Here is a 19,746-nt window from a genome sequence, read left to right on the forward strand (position 1 = left end):
TGGTTGCCCGACCAGGGCTCGTCTCGCTCGGGTAAAGCAAAGGTTCGAATCCGACGGGGGCTCTGAAAACTCGTTGTGGACAGTGTCCACATGCTGCTACCGTCCTGACTATGGCGCTGGATCACACCTTCACGACCACACTCGTCGGCGGCATGGGGCCACACAACTGGACGTGTGTCGTGATGCCGGAATCGCGCGAGATCCTCGGAACGTCGAAGGCTGCGAAAGTGCATGCGACCGTCGATGGCGCGGACTTCGACGCGACGCTACTGCCACACAAAGGTGGTCACATGCTCGCCATCAAACAGGCCATCCAGAACGAGATCGGTAAACACGCCGGCGACGACGTCACGGTCCGACTAATTGCGACCGCCTAACGAGAGCCGCAAAGGTACCGCTTAGGCAGCGATCGCGATGCGGTCTTTGCCGGACTTTTTCGCCTCGTACATGGCGTCGTCGGCCATACGCGTGAGAGTTTCCGCGTTGATGGGGGTCGGGCCGCCCGGGTCCGCTACCGCGATGCCGATGGATGCCGTCACCCCGAAGCCGTTGGGCAGCCAGTCCAGCGGCGCCCTGACCGCGGTGGCAATACGTTCCGCGATGGCACGGGATGCCGCGGCATCCGCCCCCGGGCACACCACAAGAAATTCGTCCCCTCCGAATCGACCCACGGTATCCCCCTCGCGGCGAAGCACCTCGGAGATACGGGACGCGACATCCTGCAGAACTCGGTCCCCTGCGCGGTGGCCGAGCTCGTCGTTGATGGCTTTGAAGCCATCAAGGTCGAGAAAGATGAGCGACACGGGCGCACCGGTGGTGTGAGCCTCCTCGAAGGCGTCTGCCGCGCGCTCGTCGATCGTCGTGCGGTTGACGAGTCCGGTGAGCTGGTCGTACTCGGCCGCATACCGCAACTCCGCTTGCAAGCGGATCCTGGAGAGCGCCAGACCAGCGTGACGGGCGAGCGCGCGATACAACTCCATGTATTGCTGATCGATATCGCGCGGTGTGCCGAAGAGGCACACGAAGGCGCCGAGAATCGCGTCGCCGTCGGGGATAGAGATCGCCGTGAGTGTTGAGGTTCGCGCGGCGCGCATGAGGTCACCGACTTCCTCGCTTCGCGAGTAGGCGTCCTCGATGTCCCGGATGATGAATAGTTCGTCGGGCGACAGCGCCTTGGAACCGGCCGGTCGCGACGCCCTGATCGCATCGAGCATGGGTTGGTGCTGCGCGCCCACAACAACCTGAAACTTCACGCCCTCGGGGTCGTAGGCGACCACTGCTGCGTCGATAGCGCCGAAAGCAGAGCGACCGATCTCCACGAGCATCGTCGCAAGCTCCTCCTCGGACGAGGCGGCAAGGAAGCGGGCGGCTGCATCCTGGAGCACACGCACGCGACTTTCGGAGAACTCGGCGGCTCGTTTGGCGGCGAGCATTTCGTTCTCGAAATCGCGACGGTTGCTGGCGTCGAAGACCGCAAGTCGCACACCCTGTTCGTCGGCAGTGATGACGGCGTTGACGAGCACGGGGAGATCGGTGCCGTCGGCGCGCACAAGGCGGAGGGAGACCTCCTTCAGTTCCTTCCGCAACCAGAGCTCGTCCTGGAACTGGGTGGCGTACACCGTCTGCTCCCCCGCCGCCACGAGCGAAGCAAAAGAGCGACCGACGATGTCCTCGCGCGTGTAGCCGGTCCACAGCAGGAAGGTGTCGTTGACGTGAACGACGACGTCGTCGATACCCGCTGTGAGCAGACCACACGGTGCCGCGTTGAAGAGCGCGTCGACGGAATGGAGCGGGCTCATCGCAGGTAGTCCTTGATGCTCTGAGCCACGAGATCCGGATCGGAAAGCAAAGGGACGTGACCTCGAGACGGGATCGTCACCATAGTGCTGGTCGGGATGCTGCGGTGAACGTACGCCCCCACCTCGGGCCCCGCAACGGCATCCTCGGCGATCTGCAGAACGAGCGCGGGAACCGTCACGTCACGCAGATCGCGCCGGTGGTCAGCACGGAACGTTACACGCGCGAACTGCGAGTTGATCTCCGGATCGATCGCGTAAATGCCTTCCGCGAAGTCGGCACTGAGCTCAAGCCTGTCGGGCATACCGACGATGATGGGCGCCAACGACTGCGAGAAGCTCAAGTAGTTCGTCTCCAGGGACGTCAACAGATCGTCGATCGCCTGTCGCGAGAAGCCGCCGCGGTATCCCTCATCGTCGAGGTAGCGCGGTGAGGGTGCGATGAGCACAAGTTTGCTCACGAGGTCGGGGCGCGCGTTGGCGGCAAGAACGGCGGTCATCGCACCAATCGAGTGACCCACGAGCACAACATCCGTCAGCGCGAGCGCTTCGACAATTTCGATGACGTCGTCGGCGTAACCGTGAAGTGTGTCGTACTTGGAGCGGTCGTAGACGCTCTTATCGGAGCCGCCGACACCGACCTGATCGAAGACGACCACACGGAAGTGGGGTTCGAGGGCCTCGGCGACGTACCGCCAGGTCTCACGGGTCGAACCGAACCCGTGGATGAGCACGAGTGTTGTGCCGTCCGTATTTCCGGTAACGCGAACATTGTTGCGCTTCAAAGGGTCCACGCCCAGGTGCCCTTCTCACGATGACTACTCCCCGGAGTTTACCTGGTGAAGAGGTAATGCACGACGCCGGACGGTGACGCGGTCGCTTCGACGCTGAACCGACCCTCGAGCCCTTCCTGGCCATCCCAGATCCGCACGCCTCGCCCGAGCACGATCGGCACGACAACAAGATGCAGGTGGTCGACGAGGTCCTCGTCGAGGAAAGATCTGATCGTGGTGGCTCCGCCGCCGAGGCGCACGTCGAGACCGTCCGCGAGCTCGGTGGCGAGGGCGAGGGCATCCCGGGGGCTGGCGTCTCGGAAGAGGAAGGTGGTCTCGCCCGCAGCGAAGTCGGGTCGCGGATGATGTGTGAGCACGACCACCGGCGAGTGGAACGGGGGCTCCTCCCCCCACCAGCCGCGCCAGCTGTCGTCCTGCCATGGACCGGTCTGGGGCCCGAACTTGCCACGGCCCATGATCTCCGCGCCGATGCCGTTCCAGGATGCCGCCGCAAACGCGTCATCGATTCCGCGGGTGCCCGGTCCCTGAGCCTCGGCCTCGTGGCCGGATGCTTCGACGAAGGTGCGGGTCGGGAAGAACCACTCCATGAGCCTGCCGCCCGCGTGGCCGAATGGCGCTTCCGTGGAGAGCCCCTCCCCCGTGGCGAAACCATCAAGGGAAATGGCCAGGCTGTGGACACGCAATCTGCTCATGGCAGGAGACTAGCCCACATGTTCACAACGTGAACATGTCACGAGGCGAACACGACCACCTCGTTGTTGTCGCTGTCGTACACGAAAAGGAACGCCGTCTCGTCAGGGTAGGCCTCGACGAGTTCCTCGCCGAATGAGTCCGCGCCCGCGACAAACTGAACACTCGCGGGAAAGCCGCCAGCAGCGCACTCCCCGAGAAGTGGCCCCGAGAACGACGTGGAATCCGGCTGCCGGGCATCCGATTCGTACAGTACGACGAGGCAGTCGCTGGGTGTGCCACTGGCAAAGATGCCGCCGGTACTGACGACTGAGCGCAGCCCGTGGAACACCTCAAAGGCGTACGCCGGCACGTCGCCGTTGGGGCCGCTCCGGAGGATCGAGGGGATCTCGAACCCCTCGTCCACCGCAAGTCGCGCCACCTGGGTCGCCCCCGTCTGCAGCGGATCCGTCTGCACACGCTGCACGAGCACAAGCGCGACGACCAGGACGGCCGCCAAAGCGAGGGCACCAAGGGCGATAAGCACGGTCGACCGCCGCAACCGGGATACGCGCTCGACGACACGTTCCCACCACGGGTCGGCCTCGGGCTCGGGCTCCGGCTCCGGCTGCGCGGAGACGGAGATGACCGGCACGGATGCCCCAGCATCCAGCACCTCGACGGCACCCGGCTCAATCGTGACCGAAGGCCGTCTGGCCTCTTGTAAGTCGCGCAATCGCTGGAGCGCTTGTGGGTCGCGCTCAATGTCGGCGCCGGGCCCGTAGGCCCGCCGCATCAGTGCTTCGAGTTCGCGTTCCTCCGCGTCCGTCACGTTCCCGCAGCCACCCTGGGCTCGGGTGCGACGTGGGCAAACGCGCGGTGCACGGAGGCGACGGCGCTCGACCCCTCACCGACGGCGGCTGCGACTCGTTTCATGGACCCGTTGCGCACGTCTCCCGTGGCGAAGACGAACGGCATGCTCGTCTCGAACGGCAGCGGGTCGCGACCGTGCAGCCCGAGTGTTGTCGCCGCCTCCGCGAGGGGAACGTCGGTGCCGGTGAGGAGGAAGCCGCGATCGTCTGTCGCGACGTCCTTCAGCCAACGGGTCGACGGTTCGGCGCCGATGAAGCAGAAGAGGCCACGCGCGTCGATGACTTCACCCGTGGAGAGGGTCACGCGCTCGAGCGCATCCTCACCTTCGAGGGAGGTGACCTGCGTGTGGGTGTGGACGGTCACGCGAGAGTCGTCGGCGAGCCTGTCGATGAGGTAGGCGGACATGCTGGCGTCGAGCTTGTCACCGCGTATGACGAGGTGGACGGTGCATCCGTTGGATGCGAGGAAGAGCGCGGCCTGACCGGCCGAGTTGGCCCCGCCGATCACAACGACGGTCGAGCCCGCCACCTGCTTGGCCTCGAGCGGGGTGGCGGCGTAGTAGATGCCGGCGCCCTCGAGGTCCGCCCAGCGGTCGAGCGAGAGAGCGCGGTAGGAGGCACCCGTCGCGACGATGACGGCGCGGGCGTGCACGCGTGCGCCGTCGGTGAGCGACAGCACGAGGTGGTCACCGGATGCCTCGAGCCCTTCCGCCTCGCACGGTGCGAAGACTCGCACCCCGAACTTGAGGGCCTGAAGTTGGGCCTGACCGATGAGGTCGCCGCCGCTGACTCCGAAAGGGAATCCCAGGTAGTTCTCGATGCGTGAGGTCGCCGACGCCTGACCGCCCGGGGCGATGCCGTCGAGGAGAACCGTGGACAGGCCCTCGGATGCACCGTAAATTGCGGCGGCAAGCCCGGAGGGACCCGCACCGACGACCGCGAGATCGACCGTGACATCCTCGGGCTCCTGGTAGGCGAGGCCGAGCTTCTCGGCAACCATGCCGGGTGTCGCGTTAGGGATCGGCTCGCCCTGCACCCACACGATGGGCATGTGATCGGCGGTGACACCGTTGTCGCGCAACTCGTCGGCGTGAAGGCTGCCGTCGTGCCACGTGTGCGCGAGCCCGAGACGAATCGCGTACGAGCGGAGGGCGAGCACACCGCGCGAACGCTCGGGCCCGACGATCTTGAGGGTGAGCGCCGCCGGGCCGGTCAGGAGTCCCTGGCGGCGCTTCCAGAGATCGCGGAGAAGCAGGTCGGCGAGGTCATCGTGCTCGGCCATGACGCGGCGGAATGCCGCGGTGTCGAGGGCGAGCATCCGGCCACCCTCCTTCACGCGACCGGCGAGGAACGCCCGCTGGCCGCTCAGCACGCCCAGCTCGCCCACGTAGGAGCGCGCACCGACGGTCGCCACGAGAAGTTCGGGGAACCACGCGTTCGCTGGCCGCACGATATCCACGAGACCCGTGTCGACGAGGATGAGCGGGTACCACTGCAGGCCCTCCTCGAGCACGTAGTCGCCGGGCGATGCGTCGATGGGCTCGGCGTAGGCGGAGATACGCGCCCACTGATCGTCGGTAAACGTGCCGGAGATGGTTTCGCTCGGAGAGGTCACGCTCCCATCCTCGCCGACGTCGGCTCACACACCTAGAACCCACCACTCAAAAGAGCGTCGGCTGGTTCAGTTGCTGCACTACGGCCGGTGTGCGTGCGGGAGGAGCCCACGTCGCGCGTGAGTCGAACCCGTACTCCTTCATGAGCGCGCCCATCTTCTCGCGAAGCCACTGACGGTAGGCCTTGGGTGCAGAGGACGACCCTGAATACATGGACCGGTAACGACCGACGAGCCCAGGATGCTCGCGCTCGAGCCACTGGAAAAACCACTCCCGCGCCCCGGGCCGCAAGTGCAACGCGCCGTACGTGAGGCGCGTGGCACCCGCTTCTCGGATCGACGACAGCGCAGCGCTGAGATGCGCCCTCGTATCGGTCAGGTAGGGCAGAACGGGCATAACAAACACGGAGACGTCGAAGCCCGCGTCGACGGCAGCGCGCACGGTCGCCAGCCGCGCGGCCGTCGTGGGGGTACCCGGCTCGATGCTCTGCTGGAGCTCGTCGTCGTAGACGGCTATCGACATCGCGATGTGGATGGGCACGCGGTCTGCGGCCTCAACAAGGAGAGGGAGGTCGCGGCGGAGCAGCGTTCCCTTCGTGAGGATCGAAAACGGAGTGCCGCTGTCGGCGAGCGCAGTGATGATGCCGGGCATCAGCCCGTAGCGCCCCTCCGCCCGCTGATACGGGTCCGTGTTGGTGCCGAGTGCGACGGGATCGCGATCCCATTTGGGCTTCGCGAGTTCGGCGCGCAGCACCTCGGCGACGTTGACCTTGACAACAACCTGGTTATCGAAATCGCTGCCCGCATCGAGGTCGAGGTACTTGTGTGTGTTCCGCGCGAAACAGTAGACGCAGGCGTGTGAGCACCCGCGATAGGGGTTGACGGTCCAGTCGAAGGGCATTGCGCTCTGCCCGGGCACACGGTTGAGGGCACTCTTGGCCATGACTTCGTGAAACGTCATGCCGGCAAATTCGGGAGTGCGCACCGATCGCACGAGACCAGACAACCCGATAAGCCCCTGATCTGCCGTTACCGATTGCCCGCTCCACCGCATTGCGACAGTAGAACATATGTTCGAGACGTGAGCAACCCCCGAGGTGTTACGTCGCATTCGGCCCCCGAATACGGGCGGAAGCACGTGACCCCAAGGATGGGGATGGTCGATAGGGTCGTGCCATGAGCGCGCCGACCGTCTCGATCGTCATCCCCGCCTACAACGAGGAGGATACGATCCGGCACTGCCTCATGGCGTGCATCGACCAGACCTCGCCCGCCCTCGAGATCATCGTCGTCAACAACAAGTCGACGGATGGCACGGCCGCGGCTGTTGAGGCGATGCAGGCCGCGTTCCCTGAGGCGAGCATCCGGCTCATCGAGCAAAACGATGTGCAGGGAATCACGGCCACCCGCAACGCGGGATTCAACGCTGCGGTCGGTGACGTGATCGGCCGTATCGACTCGGACTCGGCGATCATGCCGGACTGGGTCGAGCAAGTGCAGGCGGCATTCGCGGATGGCACGATCGACGCCGCGAGCGGATCCGTCGACTACTACGACATGCCCATGCGGGCCTTCGGCCACAAAGCCGACGATGCATATCGCAAGATCCAGGCGAAGCTGGCCGGCGACTACGTTTTTCTCTTCGGCAGCAATATGGCACTGCGACGCGATGCCTGGCTCGCCGTGCGTGACGAGGTGCACGACGATCGCGAGGACCTCATGCACGAGGACCTCGACCTCGCCATTCATCTCGCACTCGCGGGCAAACGAATCGCCTACGTCTCGGCGATGGAAGCGGGTATGTCCGCCCGACGGCTCGATTCGAGCCCCAAGGACTACCTCTTCTACGTGGAGCGATTCAAGCGAACGTACGAGAAGCACGGCATCCATGACGTCCGTCTGCTGGCGCCCATGGTCGTGCTGCTCGGTGTGTACCCCGCACTCCACGCGGAGCGCGCCATCTCGGGCAGGCGTGGGGCCGCCCGCACCGAACATCAACCGATCCAGGGGGAATCGTGAGTCCAGAGTTCATCGTCGGGGGCATCTACGTCGCCCTCTGGTTGTTCTTTATCTACGCGTTCGCGGGTGTGCTCGTGGAGATGCTCTACTGCTGGACCATCGAGTACCGCGGAGTGGTGGAGTCCCGATTGGGCCTGCTCTACCTCCCGTTCAACCTCCTCTACGGCGCGGGCGGCCTCATCATCACCCTCGCCCTGCTCCCCTACTTCGATAACCCGTTTGTCGTGTTCGGTCTCGGCCTCGTGGTGGGCACGGTGCTGGAGTACTTCACGAGCCTCTTCATGGAGAAGGCCTTCGGGGCGGTGTACTGGGATTACAGCAAGGAGTTCCTCAACATCCAGGGGCGTGTGTGCCTCAAGTACGCCCTCATGTGGGGCGGTCTGTCGCTTGTGCTGCTCTACGTCCTCGACGTCGTGAACGTGCAAATCCTCCTCATGATCCCCGTGTGGATCGGTCTGCCCGTGTTGGGGCTGCTCATCGTGGCCACGATCCTCTCGGTCATCCTCACCCTCCTCGCCTACCGCCGCACCGCGCAGAAAAACGCCTACCTCCGTGCGAAGCGGGACGGCAAGGATGCGACGCTGCCGAACCCCGCGTGGGCGCGCCTCGTCGACCGGCTCGTACCCGACTCGGTGCTCATCAACACGTTCCCGCGGATGAGTCTCATCACCGAGTATCAGGAGCTCAGCGGTCACCACCGCAAGCTCATCGTGTGGCTCCCCACGATCGGCAAACCGACGCAGAAGACCGTCGAGGCCGGCGAGCGCGCTCGCGACCAGGAAACGAACCGCCTGCTCGCCGCGGGGTTCTAGCTCTCGACGATTCGACTCACGCGCACGTGGACGGTGGCGCGTGTGCCGTCGGGCACGGCGTCGAGGAGTGCCGCCGAGACCGCCGCCGCAATCTCCGGTGCGCGTTCGCGCGAGTCGACGGCGATACTCGCGACGATGGCCAATGAACCGTCGGACTCGCGCACGTCCACGAGGCTCGGCGACTCGCTTCCTGCGGCGAGCTGCCGCACGGTTGTGACAATCGCGGGCCGAGCCGAGTAGAGCGCAACGACCCCCGGCACCTCGCGAGCGACCGCGTCGAGCCCTGTCGACAGGGCGCTGAGATCGGTCATGAGGGGCTCCCGTCGTCGGTGGGCAGGGCCAGGTGCACGTCAGTGACGGTCACGTCGATGCTGTCGATCGTCAATTCGGTGTGCGCCAGGAGCTGGCTGTACACGCGCTGGCGCACCGCCTCGGCGACGTCCGGAACGGGGCTGTTCAGCACCACGCTGATAGTGACGTGCACACGGATGCCCTCGCCCGGCACCGTCACGTCGCCGTCGAGTGAACACGACCCGACGACCACACCCTCCACGGAATCGCCTGCAGCACGCACGAGCTCGCGCACGGCACCCTCAGTGACGGTGAGGGTCGTGTCAGGGTTCGGGGAGGCGAGGGGGATGTCGCGTCCTGCGCGCACCTCGCGGCTGATCGAGGCGAGCAGCCCGCCGAGCCAACCCTCGTCGAGCGCGGGATGCTCGCGCACATCCTGTTCGACGAGGTCCCGGGCGAAGCCACCGACGCGTTCCATCGAGTCGAGCATCGCCTGGCATTCCGGGCTGTTGTCGATCGCCGCAATCGCTGGCGTGCGCCCGCGATCCAGGTACGCGCTCAAATCCTCGATGGTGTACCCGGTATCTCCGACACCCAGGTCAGCTCGCTCGTCCGTCATCGCCACACCTCCATTTCGCGAACGACGGTGGCCCTGGCTCGCGCAAGCTTGCCGCGCACCGTCGCCACCGACATCCCCAGTCGTTCCGCGATCTCCTCATAGCTGTAGCCACCCATCTCTTTGAGCACCCAGCACTGCCGTTGACCTTCGGGTAGCGCGTCCAGTACCGCCGAGAGCGCTTCGAGCCGCGATGAGGCCACGGCACGGGCATCCGGGGTCGAGCCTTCGTCGTCTGGCTGCTCCTCGTCGAGCTCATCGGACTGTCGGCGGGCACGGATGCTGTCCGTGGCCTTTCGCGAGACGATGCTCGTCAGCCAGGCGCGAACCTTGGACGGGTCCTGGAGCGAGGCAAGCTGCGCCCACGCGGTGATGAGCGAGTCCTGAACGACGTCATCCGCGTCGGCGACCGACTTCGTCAAGCGGATCGCGAAGGCGCGGAGAAACGGGCCGTGCCGTCGGACGAGCACCTCGAAGGCCGCCGTGTCGCCGTCTGCTGCGCGCTGCGCGAGGATGCCGTCGCTCGCCGAATCGAGAGGCGTCATCGCGCTCTCAGAATCCTCACAGCAAAAACTCCACTCCGCACCGTGACGTTCTCCGAATTCAGTACGTCTGCTCTAGGACAACGATAAACGGCCCCACAAGGGCCGACGAGCAAGGAGAGAACATGGCTGAGAAGGTCATCACCACGGCAAGCCCCATCGTCGCAGGCTCGGCAACCGGAAAGACCGTCATCGTCGACCCCGTGGTTGCCAAGATCGCGGGAATCGCAGCCCGCGAGGTTCCGGGGGTTTTCGCTCTCGGCGGCGGTGCCGCCCGAGTGGTTGGCGCCATTCGCGAGGCGATCGGCGGAGCTGACCTCGGTCAGGGAGTCAAGGTCGAGGTTGGGGAGACCCAGGTCGCCGTTGATGTGACGATCGTCGTCGCCTACCCGGAGCCCCTCCAAGTTGTGGCCGCCGACGTTCGCGCCGCTGTGGCCCGAGCGATCGAGCAGCTCGTCGGTATGGAGGTCGCCGAGATCAACGTGACCGTCTCTGACGTACACATCCCCGGCGAGGACGACACCGAGACCGAGGTGCGCGTCTCATGACCGGTGTGACCTTCGGTGTCGGAGCCGGGCTCGCTCTCGCGGCGATAGCTCTCGCCTTCGGATTCTGGGGCTTCCTGCTGGCGGTCGTTTTCGCGACCATCGGCGGGGTTGCCGGTGCCGCGGCGAGTGGTCGACTCGATCTGCGAGCCGTCGCCGATGCGGCGCGGGGTCGCCGCGGTCTCTGATGCAGGGCGGACGGGTGGCGATCACCGCCCGCGCCCTCGAGGCGGTGGCGCGGGCGGTGGCCGCCGGTCACCTCGGTGTCGCGGCATCCGACGTCGGGGTGACATTGCGTGACCGCGACGGCAGGTTGGCGGTCCGCGTGGATGCTCCGCTCGGCGTGACAACCGGAGGCCCTGGCATCCTCACGCGGGTCGGCGAGGCGCGCACCACCATCGCGCGCGACGTAACGCGGCTCACCGGCAGCCAGATCGGCTCCGTCGATATCCGCATCACAGCAGCACACATCACGAAAGGACCACGAGTCTCATGAACGAGCAGCGTCTCTACCAACGCGTGACGCGTCGAGCGCTTCACCGCTCCCGCTCGCTCGCGGTGTGCGTCGCGCTCCTGCTTCTTGCGGTGGCTGCGGCGTACGTCGCCGCGGAAGCGGTTCTGGCGGCGATCGGTCAGCCGGCTCTGCTCGCTACACCCTCCCAGATCGCAGCGGCAGTCTCGGAGCCCGGTCCCACAACGTTGGCCGTTGCGGCCGCCGCGGGAATCGTGGGGATCATCCTCGTGGTCATCGCGGTTGCGCCCGGCCGACGCCCACGACGCGTGCTCTCGCACGATCGACTTGCGGTGATCGTGGACGATTCGGTTCTCGCGAGCTCGATGTCCCGTGTTGCTCGGGGCGCGGCATCCGTCGGTCAGGGTCGTGTGCGGACCGAGGTCGGCGGTCGCCGGGCGTCCATTTCGGTGACGCCCACGAGTGGCTTCCCCGTCGATGCCGCTGCGGTCCAAGCGGCGGCGGACGATCTCACTGACCGTCTCGCCCTCCGTTCGCGTCCGCGCGTGCGGGCCGTCATCGCCGAGAGCGGGGTGGTGGGCTCATGACCTCGAGCAATCGTGTGATCAACCGGATGCTGCTGGCGCTCGTCGGCCTCGCGGCGCTGGTAGCGGCTGCCTACGTGACGGTGCGCGCGTACCCCGCCCTCATCCCGACAATCTCGATTCCCGCCCTCCCCGCGGTCGAGGGCGCGGCCCTCTGGTACCTCGCGGGAGCCAGTGGGATCGTCGTAGCGCTCTCGATCGCCTGGATCGTGACGCGGGGTCGAGGGAGCACGCATGACGTGATTCACGAGAACACGCCGTTCGGCGTCGTGGAGGTGGATGTGCGGGTCGTCTCGGATCTCGTGTCGGCGCAGCTCGCAAACCGGCAGGACATCGTCGGGGTGAGTGTGAATGCCTACCGTGTCCGCCGCGCAGCGACCCTCGCCCTCACGGTGACGGTTCGCTCGGGCGCCGACATCGAGCGAGTGCGCGATGACGTTGCGCTGGCCGTGGCCGAGGTCGACACACAACTCGAAAGCAGACTTCCGGTGGTCGTTCACATCACCGGGGCGCGCATCATCCGTGCGCGCGAGAAGCGCGTCTCCTGATCGGGACGCCCAACGAAAGGAGCCCATCATGGGTGCAGACGACAAGATCAAGAACGCAGCCGAGGATCTCATCGGCAAGGGCAAGGAGGCGGTCGGCAAGGTGACCGGTAACGACAAGCTCGTCGCCGAGGGCAAGGCCGACCAGGTGAAGGCGGCTGCGAAGGACACCGTCGAGGACGTCAAAGACGCCTTCAAGAAGTAATCCCTCAACAGAGGGCGGGGCCCGGTCGGATCTTCGACCGGGCCCCGCCCTCTTGTCCTCCTTAAGGGGGACATGCTACAGTTTCGCCACCCGCTGACCCTAGCCTGGCGGCTCAATGAGGAGCCGCCTCGTACCAAGAAGGTGATACACCCGAGGTTCGCCCCTCTCCCGATGGGTTCGCTTTCCCGGTGCCACTCGCCCATCGTCGGCCATTCGGCGTCGCACGCCCCTGGTATCCCCCGGCACGTCCGCAGTGCACGAAAGAACCCGACCATGTACAGAAACCAGTATTTGGCGACCCTCGGGGCGGTCATCCTGATTGGCGGATCGTCCGTCATCGGTGCCCTACCCGCCGTCGCCGACGAGACAGTGTCGACCGCGACAACCGTGGTGGAAGCCACCGAGACGATCGCACCCGGGACAGCTCCTGAAGCAGCGCCCGAGCCAGCACCCGAAGTAACGACCGAAGTCACGTCCGTAGAAACCGAGGCAACACTTCCGCAACCCGAGCCGGCAGCGGAACCCGTCGCAGAAGCACCCCCAGCCCAGCCGACCCCAGCCCAGCCGACCCCCGCCCAAGAGCCGGCGCAGCCGAACACGCCGTCGACGCAACGGTCCTCCCTGGACGGCGCGGTCGCGACCTCGGCCTCGGCGAGTTTCGCAGCGAAACCCGAGGATGACGGAGCGACCAAAAAGATCGCGTTCTGCCATGCCACGGCCAGCGAGACGAACCCGTTCAACTTCATCGAAACGTCGGTGAATGCGTTCTTCCAGGCGGGCCACGATACGCATCAGAACTTCGAGGACATCGTGCCGCCCTTCAGCTACGTCAAGCAGGGCGACACGATCGACTTCCCGGGTTTGAACTGGGATGCCGAGGGGCAAGCGATCTTCAACGCTGGCTGTTCGACACCCGACGATCAGCCTCTCCTCGCGACGGCGTCGGTGTCCTTCACCGCCGCGACCTGCTCATCCCCGCAACTCCTGGTGCTGGGAGCGATCACCAATGCATCCTGGGGCACCGTGACCGACCCGGAAGGGGACCTCGACTACCGTGTGGTCGCAACGGCCGACGATGGCGCCGAGTTCGCCGGAGGAGCCGGAGAGCTGGTCTTCGAAGGCCAACTCGATCCGATCGACAGCGGTCTGTCGTGCGACACCACCGAGGTCAAGAAGATTGAGTTCTGCCACGCCACGGGCAGCGAGCAGAACCCGTATGTGCTGCTCGAAACATCCGTCAACGCGTTTTTCCAGGCAGGCCACGACACTCATCAGAACTTCGAAGACATCGTGCCGCCCTTCTCCTATGTGAAGCAGGGGCAGGTGATCAACTTCCCCGGGTTGAATTGGGATGCCGAGGGACAAGCGTTCTTCGAGCAGGGATGCGGAACCGAGGTCACCCCGAAGATAGCTACCGCCGAGGTGAGCATCACCCCGGCAACGTGTGAATCCGGCGAGATGCTCGTCCTCGGGCCGGTCGTCAACGCCACGTGGGGCGAGGTTTCCGGACCCGTTGGGCCGAGCAACTACTCGGTCACCGCCACCGCGACCGGTGACGCGACATTCGAGGGAGGCCTCAGTCAGCTCACCTTCCAAGGCGAGCTCGACGGACCGCTCGACCCGACAGCTCCGCCCTGTGACCTCCCGGTGCAATCGCTCGTGCTGCCCACGGTCTCGTTCACGCAGTTCACGTGCACCTCGCAGGGCAGCATCACACTCGGAGTCGCAGAGGGCTACAACCCGGACTTCGTGCGGTTCACCGTCAACGGTGCCTCCGGCCTGACTGTGGGAACCTACCCTGCGGCGCCCGGCCTCGCCACGGTCACCGCTCAGGCCGTGGAGCCCCACCAGCTCGAACCGGAGTGGGTCAACCCGCCAGCCTTCGCGTTCGTAGCTCCGACGGCGACGGAATGTTCCACCCCGGTGGCGCCGACAAAGCCGTCGAGTACGGTGCTGGCGCATACGGGCGGTAGCGCGACTGGCCCCGCTCTCGGGATCGGCTTGGCCGTGCTTCTCGCCGGCGCAGGAGCGGTGTACCTGAGCCGACGGCGCGCCGCGCGCCACTAAAGGTTCGAGGGTCTTCGCGCGGTCACCCCAACCGTGCGGAGGCCCTCGTCTACCTGGCGACGAGCGCCAACCCCACGGTCGCCGCCGCAACGGTGAGGGGTGCAACGATGAGCCCGAGAAGCACGTAGCGAGACCAGCGGATGTCCACCCCGAGGGACTTCAGGCGCGAATGCCACAACAGGGTCGCAAGCGAAGCCCAAGGAGTAATGAGCGGACCAGCATTGACCCCGATGAGGAGAGCCGCGATGCGTTCCGGGGATCCGGCGACGGGCTCGAGCGCGAGGTAGGCCGGAAGGTTGTTCACGACGTTCGAGCCGGCCATTCCGGTGAACGAGAGCTGCAGGAGACTGAGCGGGTCGGTGCCGCTGCCAGCAACAGTGGCGAGCGCCGACGTCATCCCGAGCGAATGCCCGGCCTCGACAACGAGGAACAGGCCGGAAGCGAAAACGACCAGCTGCCAGGGGATGAGCGCGAATCGAAGAACCGATCGGCGACGAAGGGCGAAGACGACGGTAAGCAGCAGTGCGGCGGCGACGGTCGGAATCCACACCGGGATGCCCGTGACTAGAAGTGGGAGGAGCGCGATGAGCACGCCGGCGCTCCACCAGAACAACACCCTGTCCTCCGGGGTGCCCGTCGCGTGCGCGACAAAACGCCCGGTCAGCTGACGGCGGAAGATCAGGAACAAGAACACACACGGCACGACGATCGCAATGAGGGAGGGCACCGCCAAGAGCAGGAAGAACCGCCACGGGTCGGTGAACCCGAGGGCGTGGAGCGAGAGCAGGTTCGTGAGGTTCGACACGGGCAGTACGAGCGACGCCGTGTTGGCGAGCCAGACCGTGGTGAGCGCGAACGGCATCGGCGGCAGTCCGTGCGCGGCCGCCACGAGCACCACCACGGGGGTGAGGAGCACGGCGGTGGTGTCGAGGCTCAGAAACGCTGTGCTGACAACGGCGATGGCGACCACGAGGAGCCACAGCAGCCAGGTGCGTCCCCGCGCAAGCCTGGCCGTCCGCTCGGCGACGGCGCTGAAAACGCCGGCTTCCGATGCGAGTTCGGCAACAACGGTTATCGCGACGGCGAAGAGAAGGATCGGCCAGACGCGATCGGCGACGGCGAGCGCGTCCTCGGTGGGGAGGATGCCGGTGACGAGGGCAACGCCGCCGACGACCAGCAGCGCGGCCCCGAGGATCGCGAGACGCACCGACCTATTCTGCGCGCTCGTGGACAGCTACGGTGACGGGGTAGCCGCTGGCCCCGGAGTGGTGACGTACTTCTCGCGCGGCAACTCAACACGAATGTTGTCCGTCAGCACGAGCCAACCGTCCTCCTCGGGGACCGGTGCCGGATAGACCTGGAACGCTCCGAGGGGACCCGAGACGCCGAAGGGGCCACCAGGTCCACCGCATGACGTCATCGCCGTCCAGCTGGACGCCAGGGCGAGACAGAAGTGCCCTTCTCGAGTGCGCGCGAGGTAAAGGTCTATGCCGTCATACGTCGTCTCGTAGCGCACCGTCTCGGGAAGGAGGTGGCTGGTGTCTACGACATCGAACTCCGGCCCCAGTGCATCTTTCTCGGTTTGCGGTCGGTCAAAGACCAGGTAACCCGGGGTGCCACTACATGCGCTCAGAGCCAGCGCGAGAATCGCACCACTGACACCAACCCGAGCTCCCCTCATGACCCCACGGTAGCCCGCGAGCTCGGGGGACGCTAGATCAACCGTTCGGGGTCGGCGTGGGCGTCGGCGTCGGCGTCGGAGTGGTCGACTCGATGAAGGTTTCGCCCGCCGCGCTCACGACGAAGGCCTGGAAGGCAGCCAGGTCGTTGGGCGCACCCTCGTACTTCTCGCCATTAACGATGACTGTGGGTGTTCCCTCGACCTTGTCCACGTTCGAGTCCGGGAGGGGTCCGGTCAAGGCCCGCTCGGTGGATGCCGCGACCCATGGCCGGAACTCCTGCGAGCGGATGCACTCGGCGATCCCGCCGCCGGTGTCCTCGATCCCCGCGTCCCCGAGGAATTCAATGAGTTCGTCGTCGGACAGCCCCGCCGTGTTCTCTGCCGGCTGCCTCACGAAGAGCTGGAGGTGGTAGTCGTAGAACTGGTTGGGTACCGAGTCGGCGACGCAGGCCGCGGCATTGGCCGCGCGCGTCGAGTACTTCGTACCCTGCGACGCCCGGTCGAGGATCGCGATCGGGTGAATCTCGAGCGTCGCGCCGCCGTTCTCCAGGAGGCTCGAGATGTAGTCCGCGTTCGTCTCCTCGAACTGGCGGCAGATCGGGCACAGGTAGTCGACGTACATCGTGATGCTGAGCTCACCTTCGGCGCGCTCGTTCGGCACCGGATCGGCGCCGGGCTGGAGGGCGGGCGTCTCGGTCGCGAGGAAGCCTTCACCGATACGGATGCCGTCGCTGGCCATGTTCGCGGGGCCGGGGCCTTCCGGCCGCACCGAGTTGACGATCACGAGTCCCACGATCGCGATGACCGCGAGCACGGCCACAACGATGCCCCCCTGAAGGAGGAAGCGGTTGCGGCGCTCCTTCTTCTTCTGTTCCTCACGGAGCTGGCGAGCCTTTTCGCGGGCTGCCTCTCGCTGTGCGTTCTTGGAGAGCTTTGCGTCGCTGGAGTCGCTCACTCGGACCTCATTCATCGGGCGTCGGGGAAGGGCAACGCCGCCATCCGATGCATGCGTATGGTTCGCGCGCCTCGGGAATTCTAGGAGAGGTCGCTGGGAGTTGGCTAACCGAGGTCGGCCGAGCGGTGTCATACTGAGAGGTGGTGGCCTCGGCCGCCGCATCCATTCACTACGGATCGTCCGGCACGTACCTGCCGGTGAAGGAGTTAGTTTCGCATGGCATCAGTCACTTTTGATAAGGCAACCCGTCTCTACCCGGGTTCCACCCGCCCCGCTGTCGACAAGATCGACCTCGAGATCGCCGACGGCGAGTTTCTCGTTCTGGTCGGCCCCTCTGGCTGCGGAAAGTCCACCACGCTGCGTATGCTCGCCGGCCTTGAAGAGGTCAACGATGGGCACATCTTTATCGGCGACCGCGACGTGACCGACGTCCCGCCGAAGGACCGCGACATCGCGATGGTGTTCCAGAACTACGCGCTGTACCCGCACATGACGGTGGCCGAGAACATGGGCTTCGCGCTCAAGATCGCCGGCGTCAACAAGGAGGAGCGCGCCACCCGTGTGCTCGAGGCTGCGAAGTTGCTCGACTTGGAGCCCTACCTCGCGCGTAAGCCGAAGGCCCTCTCCGGTGGTCAGCGTCAGCGTGTGGCCATGGGTCGCGCGATCGTTCGTCAGCCGCAGGTCTTCCTCATGGACGAGCCCCTCTCCAACCTCGACGCGAAGCTTCGTGTGCAGACGCGTACGCAGATCGCGTCGCTGCAGCGTCGCCTCGGCGTCACGACCGTCTACGTCACGCACGACCAGACTGAGGCCCTCACCATGGGTGACCGCATCGCGGTCCTCAAGGACGGCATCCTGCAGCAGGTCGGCACCCCGCGTGACCTGTACGAGGCCCCGCAGAATGTGTTCGTCGCCGGCTTCATCGGAAGCCCCGCGATGAACCTGTTCGACGCGGACGTCGTCGACGGTGGTCTGAAGTTCGGCACGGCGACCGCCAAGGTTGACCGCGAGACACTCAGCCACACCAAGGAGTCCAAGGTCACCATCGGTGTGCGCCCGGAGGACCTCATCGTCTCGACCACCGGCGAGGGTCTCCCCGTCGAGGTCGACGTTGTCGAGGAGCTCGGCGCCGACGGCTACCTCTACGGTCACACCGAGATCGACGGCAACCGTGTCGACATCGTGGCTCGCGTCGACGGCCGTTCGCACCCGTACGCGGGTGACAAGGTTGTTGTCTCGCCCGAGCCCAACCACATTCACGTGTTCGAGTCCTCGACCGGCGAGCGCCTCAGCTCCAAGGTCGCAGCCTAGTTCGCAGTCTCGGGTGGCGCGGAACGTTCCGCGTCACCCGAGATCGAACGGATCCCGATGAGCGGCGCACTCAACATCACGTCGGCGATTGCCGACCCCGGTCTTCTCGATCTCCCCTGGAACCTCCCGCTCGAGTCGTGGCCGGAGGATGCCATCACCGCCCTACCCAAGGGCATCTCGCGCCATCTCGTGCGCTTCGCAACTCTCGGCGACTACGTTGTCGCCATCAAGGAGACCTCCTCTGAGCTCGCTCGGCGCGAGTACGAGATGCTCCGAACACTTCAACGTCTCGATGTGCCGTGTGTCGAACCCGTCGCCGTCATCACCGATCGTGTGGCGGATGACGGCGAGGAACTCGCCTCCGTGCTCGTCACACGTCACCTGCGGTTCTCGCTCCCCTACCGCGCGATCTATTCGCAGAGCCTCCGTCCGGAAACAGCGACGCGACTGGTCGATGCTCTCGCCGTACTCCTTGTGCGTCTGCACATCGTCGGCTTCTTCTGGGGTGATGTTTCGCTCTCCAACACCCTTTTCCGCCGTGACGCTGGCGCGTTTGCCGCCTACCTCGTGGATGCCGAGACGGGGCAGCTCTACGACAGGCTCTCGAACGGTCAGCGCGAGAACGATCTGGAGATCGCCCGCATCAATATTGCCGGCGAGCTTCTCGACCTTCAGGCTGGCGGTCGCCTTGAGGAGGACATCGACCCGGTCGCGATCAGTGACGGCATCGTCGATCGCTACCGCACGCTGTGGAAAGAACTGACGGGCCCCGAGCAGTTCGATCAGTCGGAGCGGTGGCGCATCAATTCGCGCATCGAGCGGCTCAACGATCTCGGTTTCGACATCGAGGAACTCGCGATCGTCACCGATGACACGGGCACCCAGGTGCGCATTCAGCCGAAGGTCGTCGACGCCGGCCATCACTCCCGCCGTCTTCTCAGGCTGACCGGACTCGACGCCCAGGAGAACCAGGCGAGGCGCCTGCTCAACGACCTGGACTCGTATCGCGCTCGCTACGGCAAGCCCGACGCCGACGAGGAAGTGGTTGCGCACGAGTGGACTGCGAAGGTCTTCGAGCCGGTCATCCGTGCTATCCCGAAGGATCTGAAGGGCAAGCTCGAGCCTGCGGAGATCTTCCACCAGTTGCTCGATCACCGTTGGTACCTGTCGCAGAACGAGAGCCGCGATGTTCCGCTCGCCGAGGCAGTGTCGAGCTACATCGATACCGTGTTGCGTCACCGGCGCGACGAGGCGACGATCTTCAACCCCGCGACGGGCACGTTCACGGCCCCCATTGACGTCGAGGGAGACTGGCGCCTCAACGTCTAGACATACCTTGAAGCACTATCCCTAGAACT

General features: G+C 65.6%; 24 protein-coding genes. 12 read left to right on the top strand and 12 right to left on the bottom strand.

What is annotated here, in order from left to right; genetic code table 11:
* Positions 1 to 110: 110 nt before the first annotated feature.
* Positions 111 to 377, top strand: a complete 267-nt coding sequence (locus tag LH407_RS04460) for a DUF1905 domain-containing protein (RefSeq protein ID WP_322132498.1) — start codon at positions 111 to 113, stop codon at positions 375 to 377.
* 21 nt (positions 378 to 398) lie between these two features.
* Here the strand turns inward: LH407_RS04460 and LH407_RS04465 are convergent, their stop codons facing one another.
* From LH407_RS04465 to LH407_RS04490, 6 genes are read right to left on the bottom strand one after another with little or no spacing between them, the layout of a single operon-like run.
* A complete protein-coding gene (locus LH407_RS04465; protein ID WP_322132497.1) occupies positions 399 to 1,799 on the bottom strand; it encodes a sensor domain-containing diguanylate cyclase in 1,401 nt (466 codons plus the stop codon).
* A complete protein-coding gene (locus LH407_RS04470) occupies positions 1,796 to 2,590 on the bottom strand; it encodes an alpha/beta fold hydrolase (RefSeq protein WP_322132496.1) in 795 nt (264 codons plus the stop codon). Before LH407_RS04470 ends, LH407_RS04465 begins: the two co-directional genes overlap by 4 nt.
* Before the next feature lie 38 nt (positions 2,591 to 2,628).
* Positions 2,629 to 3,282: a dihydrofolate reductase family protein gene (locus LH407_RS04475; protein ID WP_322132495.1), complete on the bottom strand. Its 654-nt coding sequence runs from the start codon at positions 3,280 to 3,282 to the stop codon at positions 2,629 to 2,631.
* Between the two features lie 38 nt (positions 3,283 to 3,320).
* Positions 3,321 to 4,091, bottom strand: a complete 771-nt coding sequence (locus LH407_RS04480; RefSeq protein WP_322132494.1) for a hypothetical protein — start codon at positions 4,089 to 4,091, stop codon at positions 3,321 to 3,323.
* Entirely contained in the window at positions 4,088 to 5,746 is a 1,659-nt protein-coding gene (locus tag LH407_RS04485) for an FAD-dependent oxidoreductase (RefSeq protein WP_322132493.1), read from the bottom strand. The genes LH407_RS04480 and LH407_RS04485 overlap by 4 nt, the downstream gene beginning before the upstream one ends.
* 46 nt (positions 5,747 to 5,792) lie before the next feature.
* Positions 5,793 to 6,797: an Rv2578c family radical SAM protein gene (locus LH407_RS04490; protein ID WP_322132492.1), complete on the bottom strand. Its 1,005-nt coding sequence runs from the start codon at positions 6,795 to 6,797 to the stop codon at positions 5,793 to 5,795.
* A 122-nt stretch (positions 6,798 to 6,919) separates the two neighbouring features.
* Between LH407_RS04490 and LH407_RS04495 the strand changes: the two genes are divergently transcribed.
* Positions 6,920 to 7,762 carry a glycosyltransferase gene (locus tag LH407_RS04495; protein ID WP_322132491.1) on the top strand — a complete coding sequence of 281 codons (843 nt, stop codon included), beginning with the start codon at positions 6,920 to 6,922 and terminating at the stop codon, positions 7,760 to 7,762.
* Complete coding sequence (locus LH407_RS04500) at positions 7,759 to 8,574, top strand: putative ABC transporter permease (RefSeq protein WP_322132490.1); 816 nt, start codon at positions 7,759 to 7,761, stop codon at positions 8,572 to 8,574. The genes LH407_RS04495 and LH407_RS04500 overlap by 4 nt, the downstream gene beginning before the upstream one ends.
* On the opposite strand, the gene LH407_RS04505 is transcribed toward LH407_RS04500, so the two are convergent.
* The 3 genes from LH407_RS04505 to LH407_RS04515 are packed head-to-tail and all read right to left on the bottom strand — an operon-like array spanning position 8,571 to position 10,026.
* Positions 8,571 to 8,885 carry a hypothetical protein gene (locus LH407_RS04505; protein WP_322132489.1) on the bottom strand — a complete coding sequence of 105 codons (315 nt, stop codon included), beginning with the start codon at positions 8,883 to 8,885 and terminating at the stop codon, positions 8,571 to 8,573. The two genes, LH407_RS04500 and LH407_RS04505, sit on opposite strands and share 4 nt — an antisense overlap.
* A complete protein-coding gene (locus LH407_RS04510; RefSeq protein WP_322132488.1) occupies positions 8,882 to 9,484 on the bottom strand; it encodes an Asp23/Gls24 family envelope stress response protein in 603 nt (200 codons plus the stop codon). The genes LH407_RS04505 and LH407_RS04510 overlap by 4 nt, the downstream gene beginning before the upstream one ends.
* Positions 9,481 to 10,026: an RNA polymerase sigma factor gene (locus LH407_RS04515; protein ID WP_322132487.1), complete on the bottom strand. Its 546-nt coding sequence runs from the start codon at positions 10,024 to 10,026 to the stop codon at positions 9,481 to 9,483. Before LH407_RS04515 ends, LH407_RS04510 begins: the two co-directional genes overlap by 4 nt.
* A 122-nt stretch (positions 10,027 to 10,148) precedes the next feature.
* Between LH407_RS04515 and LH407_RS04520 the strand changes: the two genes are divergently transcribed.
* From LH407_RS04520 to LH407_RS04550, 7 genes are all read left to right on the top strand, one after another.
* A complete protein-coding gene (locus LH407_RS04520) occupies positions 10,149 to 10,571 on the top strand; it encodes an Asp23/Gls24 family envelope stress response protein (RefSeq protein ID WP_322132486.1) in 423 nt (140 codons plus the stop codon).
* A complete protein-coding gene (locus LH407_RS04525) occupies positions 10,568 to 10,756 on the top strand; it encodes a hypothetical protein (RefSeq protein WP_322132485.1) in 189 nt (62 codons plus the stop codon). The genes LH407_RS04520 and LH407_RS04525 overlap by 4 nt, the downstream gene beginning before the upstream one ends.
* A gap of 14 nt (positions 10,757 to 10,770) precedes the next feature.
* Entirely contained in the window at positions 10,771 to 11,064 is a 294-nt protein-coding gene (locus tag LH407_RS04530) for a hypothetical protein (RefSeq protein ID WP_322132484.1), read from the top strand.
* Positions 11,061 to 11,627 carry a hypothetical protein gene (locus LH407_RS04535; protein WP_322132483.1) on the top strand — a complete coding sequence of 189 codons (567 nt, stop codon included), beginning with the start codon at positions 11,061 to 11,063 and terminating at the stop codon, positions 11,625 to 11,627. Before LH407_RS04530 ends, LH407_RS04535 begins: the two co-directional genes overlap by 4 nt.
* Positions 11,624 to 12,172 (top strand): hypothetical protein, encoded by a 549-nt coding sequence (locus LH407_RS04540; RefSeq protein WP_322132482.1) that lies wholly within the window; start codon positions 11,624 to 11,626, stop codon positions 12,170 to 12,172. Before LH407_RS04535 ends, LH407_RS04540 begins: the two co-directional genes overlap by 4 nt.
* A gap of 28 nt (positions 12,173 to 12,200) precedes the next feature.
* Entirely contained in the window at positions 12,201 to 12,374 is a 174-nt protein-coding gene (locus tag LH407_RS04545) for a CsbD family protein (RefSeq protein WP_322132481.1), read from the top strand.
* Positions 12,375 to 12,647: 273 nt separating this feature from the next.
* A complete protein-coding gene (locus LH407_RS04550; RefSeq protein WP_322132480.1) occupies positions 12,648 to 14,441 on the top strand; it encodes an LPXTG cell wall anchor domain-containing protein in 1,794 nt (597 codons plus the stop codon).
* 49 nt (positions 14,442 to 14,490) lie between these two features.
* Here LH407_RS04550 and LH407_RS04555 read toward each other — a convergent pair whose 3' ends face one another.
* The 3 genes from LH407_RS04555 to LH407_RS04565 are packed head-to-tail and all read right to left on the bottom strand — an operon-like array spanning position 14,491 to position 17,077.
* The gene (locus LH407_RS04555) at positions 14,491 to 15,648 is read right to left on the bottom strand and encodes an SLC13 family permease (RefSeq protein ID WP_322132479.1); all 1,158 of its coding nucleotides are present in this window, start codon (positions 15,646 to 15,648) and stop codon (positions 14,491 to 14,493) included.
* A 27-nt stretch (positions 15,649 to 15,675) separates the two neighbouring features.
* Entirely contained in the window at positions 15,676 to 16,122 is a 447-nt protein-coding gene (locus LH407_RS04560) for a hypothetical protein (RefSeq protein ID WP_322132478.1), read from the bottom strand.
* 37 nt (positions 16,123 to 16,159) lie between these two features.
* Positions 16,160 to 17,077 carry a DsbA family protein gene (locus LH407_RS04565; protein ID WP_322132477.1) on the bottom strand — a complete coding sequence of 306 codons (918 nt, stop codon included), beginning with the start codon at positions 17,075 to 17,077 and terminating at the stop codon, positions 16,160 to 16,162.
* 216 nt (positions 17,078 to 17,293) lie between these two features.
* Between LH407_RS04565 and LH407_RS04570 the strand changes: the two genes are divergently transcribed.
* Both LH407_RS04570 and LH407_RS04575 read left to right on the top strand, forming a co-directional pair.
* Entirely contained in the window at positions 17,294 to 18,388 is a 1,095-nt protein-coding gene (locus LH407_RS04570; protein WP_322132476.1) for an ABC transporter ATP-binding protein, read from the top strand.
* A gap of 57 nt (positions 18,389 to 18,445) precedes the next feature.
* The gene (locus LH407_RS04575) at positions 18,446 to 19,717 is read left to right on the top strand and encodes a DUF4032 domain-containing protein (protein ID WP_322132475.1); all 1,272 of its coding nucleotides are present in this window, start codon (positions 18,446 to 18,448) and stop codon (positions 19,715 to 19,717) included.
* Positions 19,718 to 19,746 lie beyond the last annotated feature (29 nt).

The sequence above is a fragment of the Antiquaquibacter oligotrophicus genome (assembly GCF_020535405.1).
Taxonomy (GTDB): Bacteria; Actinomycetota; Actinomycetes; order Actinomycetales; family Microbacteriaceae; genus Rhodoglobus; species Rhodoglobus oligotrophicus.